The organism is Kitasatospora sp. NPDC040550, from assembly GCF_055594965.1.
Genome location: NZ_JBVIWC010000019.1, coordinates 144681 through 161290 on the forward strand (window position 1 = coordinate 144681; position 16610 = coordinate 161290).

The 16610-nt window shown below is 75.0% G+C and carries 17 protein-coding genes; 10 read left to right on the top strand and 7 right to left on the bottom strand.

Features of this window, described 5'->3' with window-relative positions; translation table 11 throughout:
• On the bottom strand, positions 1–561 hold a 561-nt coding region (locus ACZ58X_RS26385; RefSeq protein WP_470336074.1), incomplete at its 3' end, for a hypothetical protein.
• Between the two features lie 264 nt (positions 562–825).
• On the opposite strand from ACZ58X_RS26385, the gene ACZ58X_RS26390 reads away from it, so the two are divergent.
• The 3 genes from ACZ58X_RS26390 (at position 826) to ACZ58X_RS26400 (ending at position 4939) form a co-directional block, all read left to right on the top strand.
• On the top strand, positions 826–2505 hold the full coding sequence (locus ACZ58X_RS26390) for a serine hydrolase (RefSeq protein WP_470336075.1): 1680 nt from the start codon (positions 826–828) through the stop codon (positions 2503–2505).
• 210 nt (positions 2506–2715) lie between these two features.
• Complete coding sequence (locus tag ACZ58X_RS26395; RefSeq protein ID WP_470336076.1) at positions 2716–4530, top strand: alkaline phosphatase family protein; 1815 nt, start codon at positions 2716–2718, stop codon at positions 4528–4530.
• A 157-nt stretch (positions 4531–4687) separates the two neighbouring features.
• Positions 4688–4939, top strand: coding sequence for a hypothetical protein (locus ACZ58X_RS26400; protein WP_470336077.1), 252 nt, complete (start codon positions 4688–4690; stop codon positions 4937–4939).
• Here the strand turns inward: ACZ58X_RS26400 and ACZ58X_RS26405 are convergent.
• On the bottom strand, positions 4923–5480 hold the full coding sequence (locus ACZ58X_RS26405; protein ID WP_470336078.1) for a TetR/AcrR family transcriptional regulator: 558 nt from the start codon (positions 5478–5480) through the stop codon (positions 4923–4925). The two genes, ACZ58X_RS26400 and ACZ58X_RS26405, sit on opposite strands and share 17 nt — an antisense overlap.
• A 181-nt stretch (positions 5481–5661) precedes the next feature.
• On the opposite strand from ACZ58X_RS26405, the gene ACZ58X_RS26410 reads away from it, so the two are divergent.
• Positions 5662–6900: an MFS transporter gene (locus ACZ58X_RS26410; protein ID WP_470336106.1), complete on the top strand. Its 1239-nt coding sequence runs from the start codon at positions 5662–5664 to the stop codon at positions 6898–6900.
• 81 nt (positions 6901–6981) lie between these two features.
• Complete coding sequence (locus ACZ58X_RS26415) at positions 6982–7371, top strand: nuclear transport factor 2 family protein (RefSeq protein ID WP_470336079.1); 390 nt, start codon at positions 6982–6984, stop codon at positions 7369–7371.
• Between the two features lie 32 nt (positions 7372–7403).
• Here the strand turns inward: ACZ58X_RS26415 and ACZ58X_RS26420 are convergent, their stop codons facing one another.
• The 3 genes from ACZ58X_RS26420 to ACZ58X_RS26430 form a co-directional block, all read right to left on the bottom strand.
• Positions 7404–7667: a hypothetical protein gene (locus tag ACZ58X_RS26420; protein WP_470336080.1), complete on the bottom strand. Its 264-nt coding sequence runs from the start codon at positions 7665–7667 to the stop codon at positions 7404–7406.
• A gap of 75 nt (positions 7668–7742) precedes the next feature.
• Positions 7743–8360, bottom strand: a complete 618-nt coding sequence (locus ACZ58X_RS26425) for a HEAT repeat domain-containing protein (RefSeq protein WP_470336081.1) — start codon at positions 8358–8360, stop codon at positions 7743–7745.
• A gap of 100 nt (positions 8361–8460) precedes the next feature.
• Entirely contained in the window at positions 8461–9198 is a 738-nt protein-coding gene (locus tag ACZ58X_RS26430; RefSeq protein WP_470336082.1) for a hypothetical protein, read from the bottom strand.
• Between the two features lie 306 nt (positions 9199–9504).
• Here ACZ58X_RS26430 and ACZ58X_RS26435 point away from each other — a divergent pair, with 306 nt between their 5' ends.
• Complete coding sequence (locus ACZ58X_RS26435) at positions 9505–9651, top strand: hypothetical protein (RefSeq protein WP_470336083.1); 147 nt, start codon at positions 9505–9507, stop codon at positions 9649–9651.
• 15 nt (positions 9652–9666) lie between these two features.
• On the opposite strand, the gene ACZ58X_RS26440 is transcribed toward ACZ58X_RS26435, so the two are convergent.
• On the bottom strand, positions 9667–11142 hold the full coding sequence (locus ACZ58X_RS26440) for an MFS transporter (RefSeq protein ID WP_470336084.1): 1476 nt from the start codon (positions 11140–11142) through the stop codon (positions 9667–9669).
• 94 nt (positions 11143–11236) lie between these two features.
• Complete coding sequence (locus ACZ58X_RS26445; RefSeq protein ID WP_470336085.1) at positions 11237–11911, bottom strand: TetR/AcrR family transcriptional regulator; 675 nt, start codon at positions 11909–11911, stop codon at positions 11237–11239.
• Between the two features lie 134 nt (positions 11912–12045).
• Here ACZ58X_RS26445 and ACZ58X_RS26450 point away from each other — a divergent pair, with 134 nt between their 5' ends.
• The 4 genes from ACZ58X_RS26450 to ACZ58X_RS26465 all read left to right on the top strand — a co-directional run bounded on the left by ACZ58X_RS26450 (position 12046) and on the right by ACZ58X_RS26465 (position 16294).
• Positions 12046–12921, top strand: coding sequence for a methyltransferase domain-containing protein (locus tag ACZ58X_RS26450; protein WP_470336086.1), 876 nt, complete (start codon positions 12046–12048; stop codon positions 12919–12921).
• 142 nt (positions 12922–13063) lie between these two features.
• Positions 13064–13774: an ECF RNA polymerase sigma factor SigK gene (sigK, locus tag ACZ58X_RS26455; RefSeq protein ID WP_470336087.1), complete on the top strand. Its 711-nt coding sequence runs from the start codon at positions 13064–13066 to the stop codon at positions 13772–13774.
• Positions 13771–14745: a MerR family transcriptional regulator gene (locus tag ACZ58X_RS26460; RefSeq protein WP_470336088.1), complete on the top strand. Its 975-nt coding sequence runs from the start codon at positions 13771–13773 to the stop codon at positions 14743–14745. The genes sigK and ACZ58X_RS26460 overlap by 4 nt, the downstream gene beginning before the upstream one ends.
• A gap of 55 nt (positions 14746–14800) precedes the next feature.
• A complete protein-coding gene (locus tag ACZ58X_RS26465) occupies positions 14801–16294 on the top strand; it encodes an SDR family oxidoreductase (RefSeq protein ID WP_470336089.1) in 1494 nt (497 codons plus the stop codon).
• Positions 16295–16610: the final 316 nt, after the last annotated feature.

Consider the following 16610-nt stretch of genomic DNA (forward strand, 5'->3'; position numbering starts at 1 on the left):
CCACCCCGTGGGAACGGGCCAGTTCCCGCACGCCTGGACGCTGGTCCGGTCGCCCAGCGGGACGAGGGTGTACGTGCTGTAGGTGCCGCAGGCCGGGGAGACGGTCTGGATGGCGGTGATCACCCAGCCCGGCGGGATCGGGGACTGCCCGCAGTCCTGGAGGACGGTCTGGGTGGTGACCTTGAGCAGCGAGTAGAGCGGGTAGCTCCCGCAGGTACCGGCGCCGCTCTGCATCGCGGTGATCACCCAGCCGCTGGGCACCGGCCCGTTCGAGCAGGCCTGGACGGAGGTCAGGGCCGAGGCGTCGGCGATGGTGAACAACCCGTAGCCGCCGCACCCGGACCACTGCTCGCTGACGATCACCCAGCCGGTGGGCACCGGGGTGTAGCCGCAGATCGTCGTCGTGCCGTCGGCCTGCGGCGCGGCTCGGACGGCCGGCACGGCACGGGCGGGCTGGGCCGCCTGTGCGGCCGGGGCGCCCGCGAGGGTCAGGGCGCCCAGGAGCAGCGCCGCCACCGTGAGCCAGCGGGGCAGGAACCGTCTCGGTCCGAACAGTCGCATCCGTCGTCCTCCTGATCGTTCGGGGCAGTTGGCGCCTGAGAGCTTGGCAGGCCCCGGCACGCGTGACCAGAGCGCCGGCGGCCCGCTGCTCCCCGCACTGCTCCCCGCACTGCGCCACGGACTGCCGCCGGACGGGTGGATTGCGCGGGGGACAGCGCGCGGCGGCGGCCGGGGGCGGGTGCCACCGTCCACACTCCCGCCGTACGGCGGACGGCGGCACCGACGGGCCTGGTGCCGCGCCGCCCGGACGAGGGAGGACCCCCGATGGATCGTCACGGCGCAGCCCGCCGCGCAGCCGGCCGCACCGCCCACGGCCCCGGCCGGGCGGTGGGCGCACCGGCACTGGCGGCCCTGCTGCTGAGCGGCCCGCTGCTCGCCGGGTGCACCACGGCGGCCGCCACCGACCCGGAGGCCGCGCCCACCCAGTCCGCCTCCTCCGCCCCCTCCTCCGCCCCGGCCACCGCGCCGCCCGCGCAACCGGCGCCGCAGCTGACGGACCAGCAGGTGAACGCCGCCGTCGGCCGGATCGACGGCTACGTGCAGGACGCCATGGCGAAGACCGGCGTCCCCGGGGTGGCGGTCGCCGTGGTGTACCAGGACAAGGTGATCCACGCGAAGGGCTTCGGCGTCCGGCAGCTCGGCAAGCCCGACCAGGTGGACCCGGACACCGTGTTCCAGCTGGCCTCGGTCTCCAAGCCGATCTCCTCGACGGTGGTCGCCGGGGCGGTCGGCCAGAAGATCGCCACCTGGGACGACCCGGTCACCGCCCACGACCCGGCCTTCGCGCTGGCCGACCCGTACGTGACGGACCACGTGACGGTCGCCGACCTGTTCTCGCACCGCAGCGGCCTGCCGGACCACGCCGGTGACCTCCTGGAGGACCTCGGCTACCAGCGCGACTACATCGTCCAGCACCTGCGCGACCAGCCGCTCGGCCCGTTCCGGGCGAGCTACGCCTACACCAACTACGGCCTGACCGAGGCGGCGGTGTCCGTCGCCAAGGCCAAGGGGGTGGCCTGGGAGGACCTCGCGGCGGACGTGCTCTACAAGCCGCTGGGGATGAACTCCACCAGCTCGCGGCGCTCCGACTACGACGCCGCGGCGAACAAGGCGACGCCGCACGTGAAGACGGACGGGGGCTGGCAGGTCAGCACCACCGAGAACGCCGACTCGCAGTCCCCGGCCGGCGGGGTGAGCTCCACCGTGCAGGACCTCGCCCGGTGGATGCGGTTGCAGCTCGCGGACGGGAAGTTCGAGGGCCGGGCGGTGATCGACCCCGCCGCGCTGAACGAGACCCGCACCCCGCACTACGTCAACAGCCCGCCGAGGGCACCGGCCGCCCCCGCGGGCTTCTACGGCCTGGGCTGGAACGTGAACACCGACGCCGAAGGACGGCTGCGGCTGAACCACTCCGGCGGCTTCGAGCTGGGCGCGGCGACCACCGTGACCCTGCTGCCCTCCGAGCAGCTGGGGATCGTGGTGCTGACCAACGGCCAGCCGACCGGCGTCCCGGAGGCGATCGCCGAGGAGTTCTTCGACCTGGCCCAGAACGGACACGAGACGGTCGACTGGCTGTCCTTCCTCGGCAAGGTGGTCCCCGCCGCCGCGGCGAGCCCGGTCTCGAAGACCGACTACACCAAGCCCCCGTCCGGCGCCGCCCCGGCGAAGCCGAGCTCCGCCTACACCGGGACGTACGGCAGCGGCTACTACGGGCCGCTGGCCGTCAGCGAGCAGGACGGCGGGCTGGTGATGACGGTGGGGCCCGCCGGGCTGCGGTACCCGCTGACGCACTTCGACGGCGACGTGTTCAGCTTCGCCAGCACGGGCGAGAACGCGGTCGGCCTGTCCGGGGTGACCTTCACGGTCGGCGGCGACGGGCGGGCCGCGAAGCTGGTGGTCGAGCAACTGGACGTGGACGGCCTCGGGACCTTCACCCGGTCGTGAGGCCCGCTCCTGAGGCCCGTTCCTGAGGCCCGTTCCCGCCTGACGCCCCGTGTGCGGGGCCCGGTGCGCGAAGTTGTCTGACCAAGTTCGGCCCGTGTTCGCCCGCGCGCCCTTCCCCGGGCGGCGCGGAACCGGTACTTCTGTGTCCCGCCCGTGGTGCACCGCCACCGGCACCCACCCTCACGCAACCAAACGGGACGAGGTACCCCCATGCGACTGCGCTGGAGCCCCTTCGGCGGACTGCTTGCCACCCTCCCGCTCGTCGGCGCGCTGGTCGTCGGCGCCCCCGCCGGCGCCCGGGCGGCGAGCGGCAGCGGCAACCTGATCGTCAACGGCGACGCCGAGGCCGGCGGCTACTGCACCAACGACTGGAGCGCCGCCACCACCGTCCCGGGCTGGACCGTCCAGGCCGGCGGCATCGACGTGATGTGCTCCTCGGTCGGCTCCTTCGGCCTGCCGAGCGACGGGCAGACCGCCGGCAAGGCCTTCTTCGCCCCCGGCAACTTCGGGGACGGCTCGATGAGCCAGACCGTCGACGTCACCTCGGCGGCGGGCGCGATCGACGGCGGCGGCGTGCACTACAACCTGGCGGGCTGGCTGGGCGGTTGGACCACGTACGGCGGCTACGCCGCGGTCAGCCTGCACTTCCAGGACGCCGGCGGCAACCCGCTCGGCGCCACCGCCAAGCTGCCGACCGTCTCCGCGACCGACCGCGGCCTGGGCACCAAGTTCCTCTCCCGCAGCGCCACCGGCGCCGTCCCGGCCGGGACCCGCTCGATCCAGGTCGAGGTGCAGTTCCTCTCCACCACGAACGAGACCGGCTACCTGGACAACCTCTCGCTCACCCTCGACACCCCGGTCGCCGCTCCCGCGCCGATCGCCCCGCCGACGTCCCGAGTGCCGGGCTACGACCACGTGTTCACCGTCATGATGGAGAACACCGACTACGCCCAGATCATGAACGACCCGGCGGACACCCCGTTCATCCACAGCCTGATGTCCCGGGGCGCCACCCTCACCGACTCGCACGGCGTCTACCACCCCAGCGACGAGAACTACCTGGCGATCGCGGGCGGCGACACCTACACCAAGGGCGCCACCTACTGGCCCAACATCAACTCCCCGCAGCGCAACCTCGGCGACACCATCGAGGACGCCGGCAAGACCTGGAAGGCCTACGAGCAGGGCATGGGCACGCCCTGCAACACCACCAAGGCCTACGACAGCTCCTACATGCCCGACGACGCGCCGTTCATCAACTACACCGACATCAGCGGCAACCCGGCCCGCTGCGCGGCCCACCTGTTCGACACCTCGCAGCTGACCACCGACCTCAAGTCGGCGGCCACCACGCCGAACTTCTCCTGGATCGCCGCCGACGACTACTACGACGGCGAGGCCTCCGGCAACGGCAGCGCCACCAGCCTCAAGACCCAGGACGGCTGGCTGCAGCAGACCCTCGCCCCGGTGCTGTCCTCCCCGGCTTGGACCCAGCAGCGCTCACTGCTCGTGCTGACCTGGGACGAGAGCCAGAACGAGGGCTACAACCACCTGGCCACCGTCGTCGTCGGCTCGCAGGGCACCGTCCCGGCCGGGACCAGCAGCCCGCTGCACTACGACCACTACGGCATCGGCCGGACCTTCGAGTCGGCCCTCGGACTGCCCGGCCTGACCGCCAACGACACCTACGCGACGCCGCTGAACGCCGCGTTCGCGCCGTCCACCGCGACCGGCCCGACCCTGACCGGCGACCTCGACGCGGTCGCCGCCGGGGGCAACCTCACCCTGCGCTACACCCTGCCGACCGCGGCCCAGGCCGGTGCCAAGAACTGGATCGGCTTCTACCCGGCGGGCGTCACCCCGGGCTCCCGTTCCTCGCTCACCTGGTCCTACGCCCCGAACCAGAGCGGCGCCCTCACCTTCGCCAGCGGCAAGCTCGGCGGCGCGGGCCGGTACGACGCGTACCTCCTGGCCAACGACGGCTACTCGGTGCTGGCCGGTCCGTTCACCGTCACCGTCGGCTGACGACGGACCGGAGGCCGTAGGGGCCCGCCCGGGGAAGCCCGGGCGGGCCCCTTCCCCTCCTGCTCTGAGCCGGACCTGACAGGCAACGTGCCCGAATCGCTGCGGAGTTCGGTGATTGGTTGAGACCATTCCTGTGAGATCGAGACCGGGAGTGGCCTTGTCCGTGCCGACCGCCGGGCTGTCCGTGCGCGCCCGTATCCTGCTGACCGTCACCGCCGTGCTGCTGCTCGCGGCGGCCGGCTTCGGGTTCCACCGGGCGATCGGAGCGCACAACTCCGACCGCCTCAGAGGGTGTTGGCAGCTCGTCCCGGCGCCACGCGCCCCGCACCGCTGCGGCGCCCCGCCGTCCTCGGTCCGGACCTCGGTCGTCGCCTCGCCGTCCGGCGCGAAGGTCACCCGGCGGGCGTAGGGCCCGGGTACGTCCGGACGGCCCCGGCGATGTCGGCGCGGAGCTCGTCGAGGCTGTGGTCGGGGCCGAGGATCATGCGGCGGAGCTGGGGCATGGCCAGGCTCCAGCCGACCAGGCCGAGAGCGAAGAAGAGGCGGGTGCGGGGGTCGCCGCCGTCCTGGGCGGCCTGGAGCTTGTCCTGGTAGTGGCGGGTGCGGGCCTCCTCGCCGGGGACGGGCCCGTCGCCGAGTTCGAGGGCCTCCCACATGAGCAGCCGCAGCGCCTCGGGGTGGGTGCGGTGGTAGTCGAAGAGGCGCTCGGCGTAGGCGGGCAGGTCGTCGTCACCGGGTGGGACGGCCTCGGCGAGCTCGGCCAGCAGGCGTTCGAGGACGGCGGCGAAGAGGGTGTCCTTGTCGCCGAAGTAGTCGTAGATCGCCCGCTTGTTGGCCCGGGCCTGGGCGGCGATGCGGTCCACCCGGGCGCCGGCGACGCCGTGGGCGGCGAATTCGGCGGCCGCCGCCGTGAGGATCCGCTCTTTGGTTGCCGTCGAGTCGTAGGCCATGGAGCGATGGTAACGAACCGGTTCGTTTGACGATCCCGCGGCGGCGTGCCACGCTCTCATCGAGCTTCCGAACCAACTAGTTCGTTCGAATGGAGTGGTGATGCCCAGGACCGATCCGCCCGCGCCCGCCTCGCCCGCGCCGGTTCCGTCACCGGCCGTGCCGCCCGCTGCGACCCCGCCCCTGGCCCCGACCCCGGCGCCGGCCCCGGCCCTGCGCGCCGAGCTGGGCCGGCGGCTGCCGCTGGTGATGGCGCTGGCCTGCGGCGTCAGCGTGGCCAACGTCTACTTCCCCCAGGCCCTCACCCCGCTCGTCGCCGACGGGTTCGGCATCGCGCCGGGCACGGCGGCGGGCGTGGCCACCGTCACCCAACTCGGCTACGCCGCCGGGATCTTCCTGCTCGTCCCGCTCGGCGACCGGCTGCCCCGCCGCCGCTTGATCAGCGTGCTGCTGGCCGTGACGGGCTGCGCCCTGCTGGCCGCCGGGCTCGCCCCGAGCAGTGGTCTCCTGCTCGCCGCCGGTGCCGCGGTCGGCCTGGCCACGGTCGTCCCACAACTGCTGCTGCCCCTGGCGGCGGGCCTGGTCGCACCCGACCGGCGCGGCGCCGTGATCGGCACCCTCCAGGGCGGCCTGATCGGCGGGATCCTGCTGGCCCGCACCTTCGGCGGCGTGCTCGGCGACCACCTCGGCTGGCGCGCCCCCTACCTGGTCGCCGCCGGACTCACCGGCCTGCTCGCGCTGGTCCTCGCCCTGGCCCTGCCCAGCACCACCCCGGCCGCCCGCGAGCGGTACCCGGCCCTGCTCGCCGACACCGTGCGGATGCTCCGCACCGAACCGGCCCTGCGCCGCTCCGCGCTCTACCAGGCCACCCTCTTCGCCGGGTTCAGCGCCGCCTGGACGGCGCTCGCCCTGCTGCTCACCGGCCCCCACTACCGGATGGGCACCCAGGCGGTCGGCCTCCTGGCCCTGATCGGCGCCGCCAGCATGTTCTGCGCCCCGGCCGCCGGCCGCTGGGTCGACCGGCACGGCCCGGACCGGGTGAACGGCTGGTGCATCGCGGCCACCCTCGCCGCGGCCGCCGTGCTCACCGCGGGCGCGGCGGGCGGAGCGATCGGCCTGGCCGGGCTCGTCCTCGGGCTCCTGCTGCTCGACGTGGCGGTGCAGTGCAGCCAGGTCGCCAACCAGGCCCGGATCTTCGCCCTGAACCCGGCGGCCCGCAGCCGGTTGAACACCGCCTACATGACCTGCTCCTTCCTCGGCGGCAGCGCCGGATCGTGGCTGGGCATCCGGGTCCACGCCCGGTACGGCTGGCCGGGGGTGTGCGCCCTCGTCGCGGTCGCCGCGGCCGTCGCCCTCGCCGCCCGACTGCGTCGACCCGGCCGTACGGACACGCCGTCAGCGCCCCCGGCCGTGACCGGGTGAACGGCCGCCGCTCTTCCGCGAGGGCGCCACCGCGGCCTCCACGCCCCGACCTTCCCGCTCCAGCCTCCGAAAGGACCATCCGTGACGTTCCCCGCCATGCCCGCCGCCGTCCTCCAGTTCTTCCGCGCCTCCCAGGACGGCGACGCCGACACCTGGGCGGCGGCCTTCGCCGAGGACGGCGTCTTCCACGACCCCGTCGGCACCCCGCCGATCACCGGACGTGCCGCGATCCACGCGTTCATCGCCTCGGTACTGCCCAACTTCCGGCCCTTCCTCGGCCTCACGCCGCTGGAGGCCCACACCGTCGGCCGGCACGTCGCCGTCTCCTGGCGCGGCGCCGCCGTCGCACTGGACGGCAAGCCGGTCAACTGGTCCGGCATCAACGTCTACGAACTGGACGACACCGGCCTCATCCGGGAGGCCAGGGCGTACTTCAACAGCGCGATCTTCCAAGCCCAGTTGACGGGCTGAACCCGGGGCACCGGGCCGTCCGGGCCGGCGGTTCAGCACTGCCAGAGGAGGACCGCCCGGGCGCAGGGCCCGCAGGTGAAGGCGAAGGCACGGCCGCCACCGCCGAAGTTCATGGCGGTGGCGCGGTCGGGGCCCTCCTCCAGCTGGACGGCCAGCCCCAGGGGGCGGTCGCACCCGGGGCCGTCCTCGCGTGCGATGGCCACGGCTCCGACGGCGCCGAGGAGGAGCACCGGCTCGTCGGTGTCGGCGCGATCGGGCAGGGGGAGCGGCCGCAGGCCCGTGGCACGGAACGCCAAGGAGGGTCACCGGGCCCCGGGACCCTACGTCAGGCCGACTGCCGCCCGCCTCCCACGGCCGATCCGTGGGTCAGGTCACAGGACGGGGTACGTCCGGTACTCGCCCCGGAGGGACGAGGCCGCCGCCTCGGCCACGCCGGGCCGGGGGCCGGTCACGCAGCGTCGGAGGAACTCCTCGACCCGGGGGCCGGACCAGCCCGCCGCGGCGGCAGCGGCCCAGAAGAGGAGGCCGTCGTGGTGCTCCGGCGGGTCGAGGGCGTCGAGGACGAAGTCGATCGTGTCGTCGTCCAGGGGGAGTCGCTGCATCGCGACGGCGCGCAGTGCGCCCTCGGCGAGCATCGGCGTGCCGCTGTCGAGGCAGCGTCGCACGGCGTCGCCGGTGCTCTCGGGAGCGCTCAGCCGGACGATGGCGTCGCCCAGGGCGAGGTACACCATGGTGGCCCGGAACGGGCGTTGGGCGAGTTCCCGGAGCAGCCCGAGGGCCGGGCGGTGGCCGCACGTCCCGAGTGCCATGACCAGCTGGTACTGGGTCTCCCAGGTGCGGGTGTCGCGCACCTCGCGCCGGAGCGCCGCCAGGAGCGGCGGGCCCGCCGTGGGGTCGGCGAGCCGTCGCAGCCGTGCCGCGGCGGACCGTCGCTTGGGGGAGAGCCGGTGGTCGAGCTGGGTCACGGCTTCGTTCGGTGTCAGTGCCATCGTGGTTCCGCTTCGTGTGGTGCCTGTTCGGCGTCACGGTAGGCCGTGGCACTGACAGGGCGGCCGGACGCCGTCGAACTCCGCCCGGGTCCGGGCCGGTTCACCAGTCGGCGCTGATCCGGTCGGCGACGGAGAAGTCGGCCTCGCAGTCGGGGCAGGTCGCCCGGCCGAAGACGTGGGTCAGCGCGTGGGCGACCTCGGGCTGTCCGTCGAGCAGGGCGAGGTCGTGGAGGCGTCGGCCGAGGCCGTGCAGGTCCGTGGGGCGCGCCGGGCGCAGGGGCCTGGTCTCGACGGCGCCGTGCGCGAGTGCGTAGTCCTCGCTGGTGGAGAAGAAGCCGCGCTCGCCGAGGGCGATGAACAGGCCCGCCGCGCAGTCCGGGCAGGAGACTTCGTACTCCTCGTTGCCGATTCCCCAGGCCAGCTCCTCGCTCCAGCCCACGACGCCCTCGAAGGCGAGCATGGCCTCCACGAGGTGGATGTAGTCGGTGCGGTCCGAGGCGGTGCGACGGTGCCGGTGCACCGCTGCCGACAGGGCCGCGATCTCCGCCGCGTGCTCGGAGCGGGGGCCGTCGGCACCGTGCCGCCGGCCGGCGCCCGCCGTGATCGCGCCCGCCAGGACCAGGGCGTTGACGGCCTGTTCCCGGTCCTCGCTCCCGGCGGTGCGCGCCAGCCAGGGCAGCGCCGCGAAGCTGGCCGAGTAGACGCTGCCCTGGTGGCACAGGGCCGACCAGAGGTCGCTCCAGAGCTCGGCGTTCGGCTCCGCCGCGATCCGGTCCAGCAGGGCCGGGATGTCCCCGGCGGGGCCGTAGGCGTGGCTGAGTCGCGACCAGTCCGTCATGCGGAGATCCAAGCAGGCCGGTGGGCGCCCCGGCGGGGCGGGGTGGGGGTCAGCTGGGTGGGAACGGGGTGGCCCAGGGTTCGGCGGGCAGGCGCAGGGCGTTGGCGAGGCCGGCGATGGTGCGGTACCAGCCGGCCAGGGGGAGGAGTTCGAGGAGTTGGGCGTCGTCGTAGTGGGCGGTGAGGGCGGTCCAGGTGGGGTCGGAGAGGTCGGCGGTGTCGTGGAGTTCGTCGACGGCGTGCAGCAGGGCCGCTTGGCGGTCCGTCCACTCCGGGCCGATCGTTCGGTCGGTGGTGACTGGGCGAGGTGCGGGTGCTCGTCCGCGACGGCGAGCTCTACCGGCTCACTCCGCTCGGCGAGGACCTGGTCGCGGCCCTCGGCCCGCTGGACGCCTGGAGCCGCCGTTGGGCGGAGGAGTTGGAGGAACAGGCCGCCGGATCGACGACGGCGTGATGGGCCCCGGGGGATTCAGGCGCGGGCCGCGCGGGGGCCCGGGAGGGCGAGGGCCAGGAGCGCGGCGACGGTGGTGAAGGCCGCCGCGGCGAGCAGGGCCCGTCCGTAGCCGGCGGTGGCGGCCTGGGCCGCGGTGCCGCCGTGGGAGGCGGCGGTGTGCGAGGCGACGGAGGCGAGCGCGGCGAGGCCGAGGGCGCCGCCGACCTGCCGTGAGGTGTTCACCAGCCCGGAGGCCAGCCCGGCTTCCTCCGGCCGGGAGCCGGCGGTGGCCGCGACGGTGAGCGGCATCGTGGCCAGGCCCAGGCCCAGGGTGCAGAGCACGAACGGGGGCAGGACGTCGGTGGCGTACGAGCCGTCGGCGGTGATCTGCGACAGCCAGCCGAACCCGGCGGTGCTGACCGCCGTGCCGAGGACCATCAGCGGGCGCGAGCCGGTCCGCCCGATCAGCCGGGTGGCGATCCGGGCACCGGCGATGATCGCGAGCGCGCCGGGGACGAAGGCCAGGCCCGCCCGCAGCGGGTCCCATGCGAGGACCTGCTGGAAGTACAGCGAGAGCAGGAACCACATCGCGAACATGGCCGCCCCCAGGGCGAACACGGTCGCGTTGGCCAGGACCAGCACGGGGCGGCGCAGCACCGTGAGCGGCATCAGCGGCTCGGCGGTGCGGGCCTCGATGACGCCGAACGCGGCGAGCAGCGCGAGGGCCGCCGCGACGGGCGCCCACACCTGGGGCGCGCCCCACGGGTGGGTCTCGGTGGCGACGATGCCGTAGGTGAGCAGGGTCAGCCCCAGGGTGACGGTGAGCGCCCCGGGCAGGTCCAGCCGGCGGCCGGCGCGCGGGCGCTGCCCGGCGGGTACGGAGCGGACGGCGGCGACCACGAGCGCCGCGCCGATCGGCACGTTGACGAAGAACACCCAGCGCCAGCCCGCGTACTGGGTGAGCACACCGCCCAGCACCGCTCCGGCCGCGCCGCCCGCGGCCATCACGGCGCTCCAGGCGCCCATCGCCCGGGTGCGGGCCCGGGGTTCGGTGAAGGTGGTCATGATCAGGGTCAGGGTGGCCGGGGCGAGCAGTGCGCCGCCGACGCCCTGGGTGGCGCGGGCGGCGATCAGCAGCGGGCCGTTGCCGGCCAGGCCGCAGACCAGCGAGGCGGTGGTGAAGGCGGCCAGCCCGGTGGTGAAGGCGCGCTTGGCGCCGATCAGGTCGGCGAGGCGGCCGCCGAGCAGCAGCAGTCCGGCGAAGCCGAGGGTGTAGGCGTTGACGATCCACTGGAGCCCGGCCGGGGTGAGACCGAGGCTGTCGCGGACCTGCGGCAGGGCGACGTTCACGATGGACACGTCCAGGACGACCATGAACTGGGCGGCGCACGCGATCCAGAGGACGGTGGAGCTCCGGCGGTCCGGGGCGGGGGTCCCGTCCGGGGTCCCGTTGCGGGCTGCGTCGGTGGGCGGGGTGGTGCGTGCGTGCGGTGCGGGGGCTGGCTCAGGCATGAGGGAAGAGTAACTCTAAGAATAGAGTCCTACTATTTCTTGTCCACGCGTTCCCGTCCGCTCGTTCCGTCCGCGCGTTCCCGTCCGTGCGTTCTCAGCCGCGCGCTGCGTCCAGGGCCGCGTCCCCCGCGTAGGCGGTGGCGATCCGGCCGAAGCCGCGCCGCAGCACCTCGTCGACACCGGCCTCGACCTCCTCGACCGGCGCACCCCGGGCCAGCAGCCGGTGCCGGGCGCCGAACGCGGCGGAGGCCACCGCGCCCACCAGGCCGGCGAACAGCTCCAGGTCCGCCGAGGCCGTCCGACCGGCGGCCCGCTCGGTCAGCGCCGCCAGCAACAGCTCCCGCCGCTCCCGCTCCAGCACCAGGTACGCGTCGCCCAGCGCCGGGCTCGCCAGCAGGACGCCCGCGAAGGCCCGGGACCTGGGCAGACCGTCCTGGTCCAGCGCGATCCGGGTGGCCGAACGGAAGTACGCCTCCAGGGCGGCGATCAGCCCCAGGGTGGTGCCCGCCTGCGCCACGGCCGCCGCCAGCCCCTGGTCGACGTCGTCCCGGCGGTTGAAGAAGATCTCTTCCTTCGTCCGGAAGTGCGTGAACACCGTCGCCGGCGCGACCTCGGCCGCCGCCGCGATGTCGGTGAGCCGCACCTCGTCGAAGCCGTGCGCGGCGAACAGCCGGAACGCGGCGTCCCCGATGCTGCGACGGGTCCGCTCCCGCTTGCGTTCGCGCAGGCCGGAGGTGGTCTCGGCGGGGGTGTCGGTGCGGAGGGGCATGGATCAAGCCTAGCCGCAGCCGCCCCGATTTCTGGAGTTGCTCCATTTCCGGGCCGTGCGGACGGCTTCGGTCGGACGGTTCGATGACATAGGGTCAGTGCTCGACAGCGGAGCGAAGCGAAGGGTTGGACCCCATGGCCGAGCAGGGTGCCGCGGGCGCGGTGGAGACGGCGCGCCGTTACTACGGAAGCGCCGAGGTCGACGGCTTCTACGCCACGGTGTGGGGCGGGGAGGACATCCACACCGGGACGTACCTCGATCCGGACGAGTCCATCGCGCGGGCGTCCCGGCGCACCGTGGAACGGGCGGCGGGGAAGGTCGCCGGGCGGCTCGGACGCCCCGGGGCCACGGTGCTGGACCTCGGTTCCGGGTACGGCGGCGCGACCCGCTACCTGGCCGGGCGCTTCGGGTGCCGGGTGGTCGCGCTCAACATCAGCGAGCGGCAGAACGAGCACCACCGGGCGGTCAACGCGGCCCAGGGGCTCGACCGGTCGATCGAGGTGGTCACCGGCTCCTTCCAGGACATCCCCTTTCCGGACGGCCACTTCGACGTCGTCTGGTCGCAGGAGGCCTTCTGCCACAGCCCCGACCGTGACCGGCTGCTCGCCGAGGTGACCCGGGTGCTCCGGCCCGGGGGCGAGGTGGTCTTCACCGATGTGATGGCCGCCGAGGGGGTCGCCCCCGAGACGCTGCGGGCGGTGGTCGCGCGGCTGGAGGTGGCCGAACTCGCCACCCCGGGCTACTACTTGAAGCGGTTCGCCGAAGTCGGCCCGCTCCGGGTCGACTTCGACGACGACGGCGGGCAACTCCTCACCCACTACCTCCGCCTGGTGGCGGAGACCGAACGCCGCGCCCCGGAGCTCCGCCGGCTCATCGGACCGGACTACGTCGCGGGGCTGCTGGAGAACCTGCCGCTCTGGGTGGAGGCCTGCCGGCAGGGCCGGCTGAGCTGGGGGATCTTCCACGGGCGCGACGGGCGCGACGGGCGCGACGGGCGCGACGGGCACTGACGGCCGCGACGGGGCACTGACCCGGCCCGGTGCGTCGAGGTGCGTCGAGGTGCGTCGCCGGGCCTGCCGACCAGGGGCCAGGAAAACGGTGCGAGAACGGTGCGACTACCGGTGCAGCGTGTGAGTGCGCGACGGTCGGAACGTGCAGGCAATCACCGACCGGCCGCCCACCGTGCCGCCCACCGGACCCGCCGTACCGGCCGGACCCGACCGGACCGCCGACGGGCGGGCCCGGCTGCGCGCGCTGATGGCCCGGACCGCCCGCGGCGACGAGCGGGCTTTCGAGGAGCTCTACGCGGCCACCGCCGGCGCCGTGCTGGGCCTGGTGCTGCGGGTGGTGCGCGACCGAGCCCAGGCCGAGGAGGTCGTCCAGGAGGCGTTCTGGCAGGTCTGGCGGGAGGCCCCGCGCTACCGGCCCGAGCGGGGTGAGGTGCTGCCGTGGATGCTCACCGTGGCCCACCACCGCGCCGTCGACCGGGTCCGCTCCGCCCGGGCGGCCGCCGACCGCGACCGCGCCGCCGCCCTGCGCGGCTACACCCCGGAGTTCGACCAGGTCGCCGAGCAGGTCGAGGGCGCGCTGGACCGCGAGCTGGAGCGCGAACTCGTCCGGCACGCGCTGGCCGGGCTGACCGAGGTCCAGCGCGAGTGCCTGCTGCTGGTCTACTTCGGCGGCTGCACCCACTCCCAGGCCGCCGCCGTGCTCGGCGCGCCGCTGGGTACCGTCAAGACCCGCATCCGCGACGCCCTCGGCCGGCTGCGCGAGGAACTCGGCGCCGCGGCCGGGCCCCCGCCCCGGCCGCGCGCGCGTCGGCAGACCGGCCCGCGCCGTGCCGTCGTAGGCTCGCGGCCGTGACCGCCCCGACCGTACCGGCCCCGGCCGGACTGACCACCGGAGCCCTCGCCCGCCGGCTCGGCGTCTCGCCCACCACCATCCGGTCCTGGGAACGCCGCTACGGCATCGGCCCGGCCCACCGCGCCCCCGGGCGGCACCGCCGCTGGGAGCCGGAGGACGTGGCCGTCCTGGAGGAGATGTGCCGGCTCACCGCCCAGGGCGTCAACCCCGCCGAGGCCGCCCGGACGGCCCTGGCGGCCGGGGCCGCCCCCGCCCCCGGCTCCGGGGCCGGCCCCGGAGCCGAGCAACCGTCGGCCCGCACCGGTACGGCCTCCGGCGGCAACACCCTGCCGGTGGGCACCGTGCGCCCCGAGTGCCGGGGCCTGGCCCGGGCCGCCGTCCGGCTGGACGCCCCCGAGGTGGCCCGCATCCTGCGCCGCAGCGTCGACGAGCTCGGAGCGGTCGTCGCCTGGACGGAGGTGATGACCCCGGCGCTGCGGGCGGCCGGGCGCAAGTGGGTCGCCGAGGGCGAGCGCTACGTCGAGGTGGAGCACCTGCTGTCCTGGCACGTGGCGGCCGCCCTGCGCCGGGTCGCCGACCGGACCGAGCCGCTGCCCGGCCCGGCCGCGCTGCTCGCCGGGATGCCGTCCGAACTGCACGCCCTCCCGCTGGAGGCGCTCGCCGCGGCGCTGGCCGAACGCGGCCTGCCGTTCCGGATGTTCGGGCCCGCGCTGCCGCCCGAGGCGCTGCTCGAAGCGGTGCGCCGGACCGGCCCGCCCGCCGTGCTGCTCTGGTCGCAGGTCACCCGCACCGCCGACCGGGCCCTGGTCGAACGGGTGGTCCGTACGGCCTGGGGCCCGCAGGGCGCGCGCACCCAGCCGGTGGTGCTGGTCGCCGGGCCTGGCTGGGCCGGCCCGCGCCGCCCACCGGGCACCCTGCGGCCCCGCGACCTCGCCACCGCCCTCGACCACCTGGAGGGACTGCTCCGCTGACCGGAGTCCGGCACACATTCCTCAGGAACACCCCGCCGCACGGAAGGAACGGACCATGGACGAGCCGACCCCGACCGGCACGCACTGCCTGGTCACCGGCGCCACCGGCTACATCGGCGGCCGTCTGGTCCCCGAACTGCTCGCCGCCGGGCACCGCGTCCGCTGCCTGGCCCGCGACCCGGGCCGGCTGCGTGACCAGCCGTGGCGCGCCGAGGTGGAGACGGCCACCGGTGACGTCACCCGGCCGGAGACGCTGGACGGCGCCTTCGACGGCATCGAGGTCGCCTACTACCTGGTCCACTCCCTCGGCACCGGGCCGGACTTCGAGTCCACCGACCGCCGCGCCGCCAGCGCCTTCGCCCGCGCGGCCGCCCGCGCCGGGGTCGGCCGGATCGTCTACCTCAGCGGGCTGGTGCCCGCCGGGGTGCCCGAGGCCGACCTGTCCCCGCACCTGCGCTCGCGCGCCGAGGTCGGCCGGGTGCTGCGGGAGGCCGGGGTGCCGACCGCCGAACTGCGGGCCGCCGTCATCATCGGCTCCGGCTCCGCCTCCTTCGAGATGCTCCGCTACCTGACGGAGCGCCTGCCCGCCATGGTCACCCCGCGCTGGGTCAACACCCGGATCCAGCCCATCGCCGTCCGCGACGTGCTCCACTACCTCGTCGGCGCCGCCGCGCTGCCGCCCGAGATCGACCGGGCCTTCGACATCGGCGGACCGGACGTGCTGACCTACCGGCTGATGATGCAGCGCTACGCCCGCGCGGCCGGCCTGCCGCCCCGGCTGATCCTGCCGGTGCCGGTGCTCACCCCGTCGCTGTCCAGCCACTGGGTCGGCCTGGTCACCCCCGTGCCCGGCCCGCTCGCCCGCCCGCTGGTGGAGTCACTGAGGCACGAAGTCGTCTGCCACGAGCACGACATCGCCCGCTGGATCCCGGACCCGCCGCAGGGCCTGACCGGCCTCGACCGCGCCCTCGAACTCGCCCTGCGCCGCATCCGCGAGGCCCGGGTCACCACCCGGTGGTCCTCCGCCTCGCTGCCCGGCGCCCCCAGCGACCCGCTGCCCACCGACCCGGACTGGGCAGGCGGCAGCCTCTACCAGGACCTGCGGGAACGGCGGGTGGACGCCGACCCGGCCGCCGTGTGGCGGGTCGTCGAGGGCCTCGGCGGCGAGAACGGCTGGTACTCCCTCCCGTTCGCCTGGGCGCTGCGCGGCACCCTCGACCGGCTGGCCGGCGGGGTCGGCCTGCGGCGCGGCCGGCGCGACCCGGACCACCTGCGGGTCGGCGACGCCCTCGACTTCTGGCGGGTCGAGGAGATCGAACCCGGCCGCCTGCTGCGACTGCGGGCCGAGATGCGGCTGCCCGGCCTGGCCTGGCTCGAACTGCGGGTCTCCCCGGACGGGCACGGCGGCACCCGCTACCGCCAGCGCGCCCTGTTCCATCCGCACGGACTGGCCGGCCACGCCTACTGGTGGTCGGTGGCGCCGTTCCACTCCCTGGTGTTCGAGGCCATGGCGCGCAACATCACCGAACGGGCCCGGCATGCCGCGTGACCGGCCGACCGCCGGTCCGGGGCGGATCCCGGGCGCAGCACCCATCCGCGCGGCGACCCGCTCCGAAGGACCGGGTACGGTCCGGCTCCCGCCGTGCCGCCCCACGCCCAGCACCCCCACCCTCAGCACCCGCGCCTCAGAACCCCGACCGCACCCGCCCCGAGGTCCCGCCGATGACCGTCTCGATCGCCCTGTTCACCCAGGACCTGCGCCTGCACGACACATCACCGAACGGGCCCGGCATGCCGCGTGACCGGCCGACCGCCGGTCCGGGGCGGATCCCGGGCGCAGCACCCATCCGCGCGGCGACCCGCTC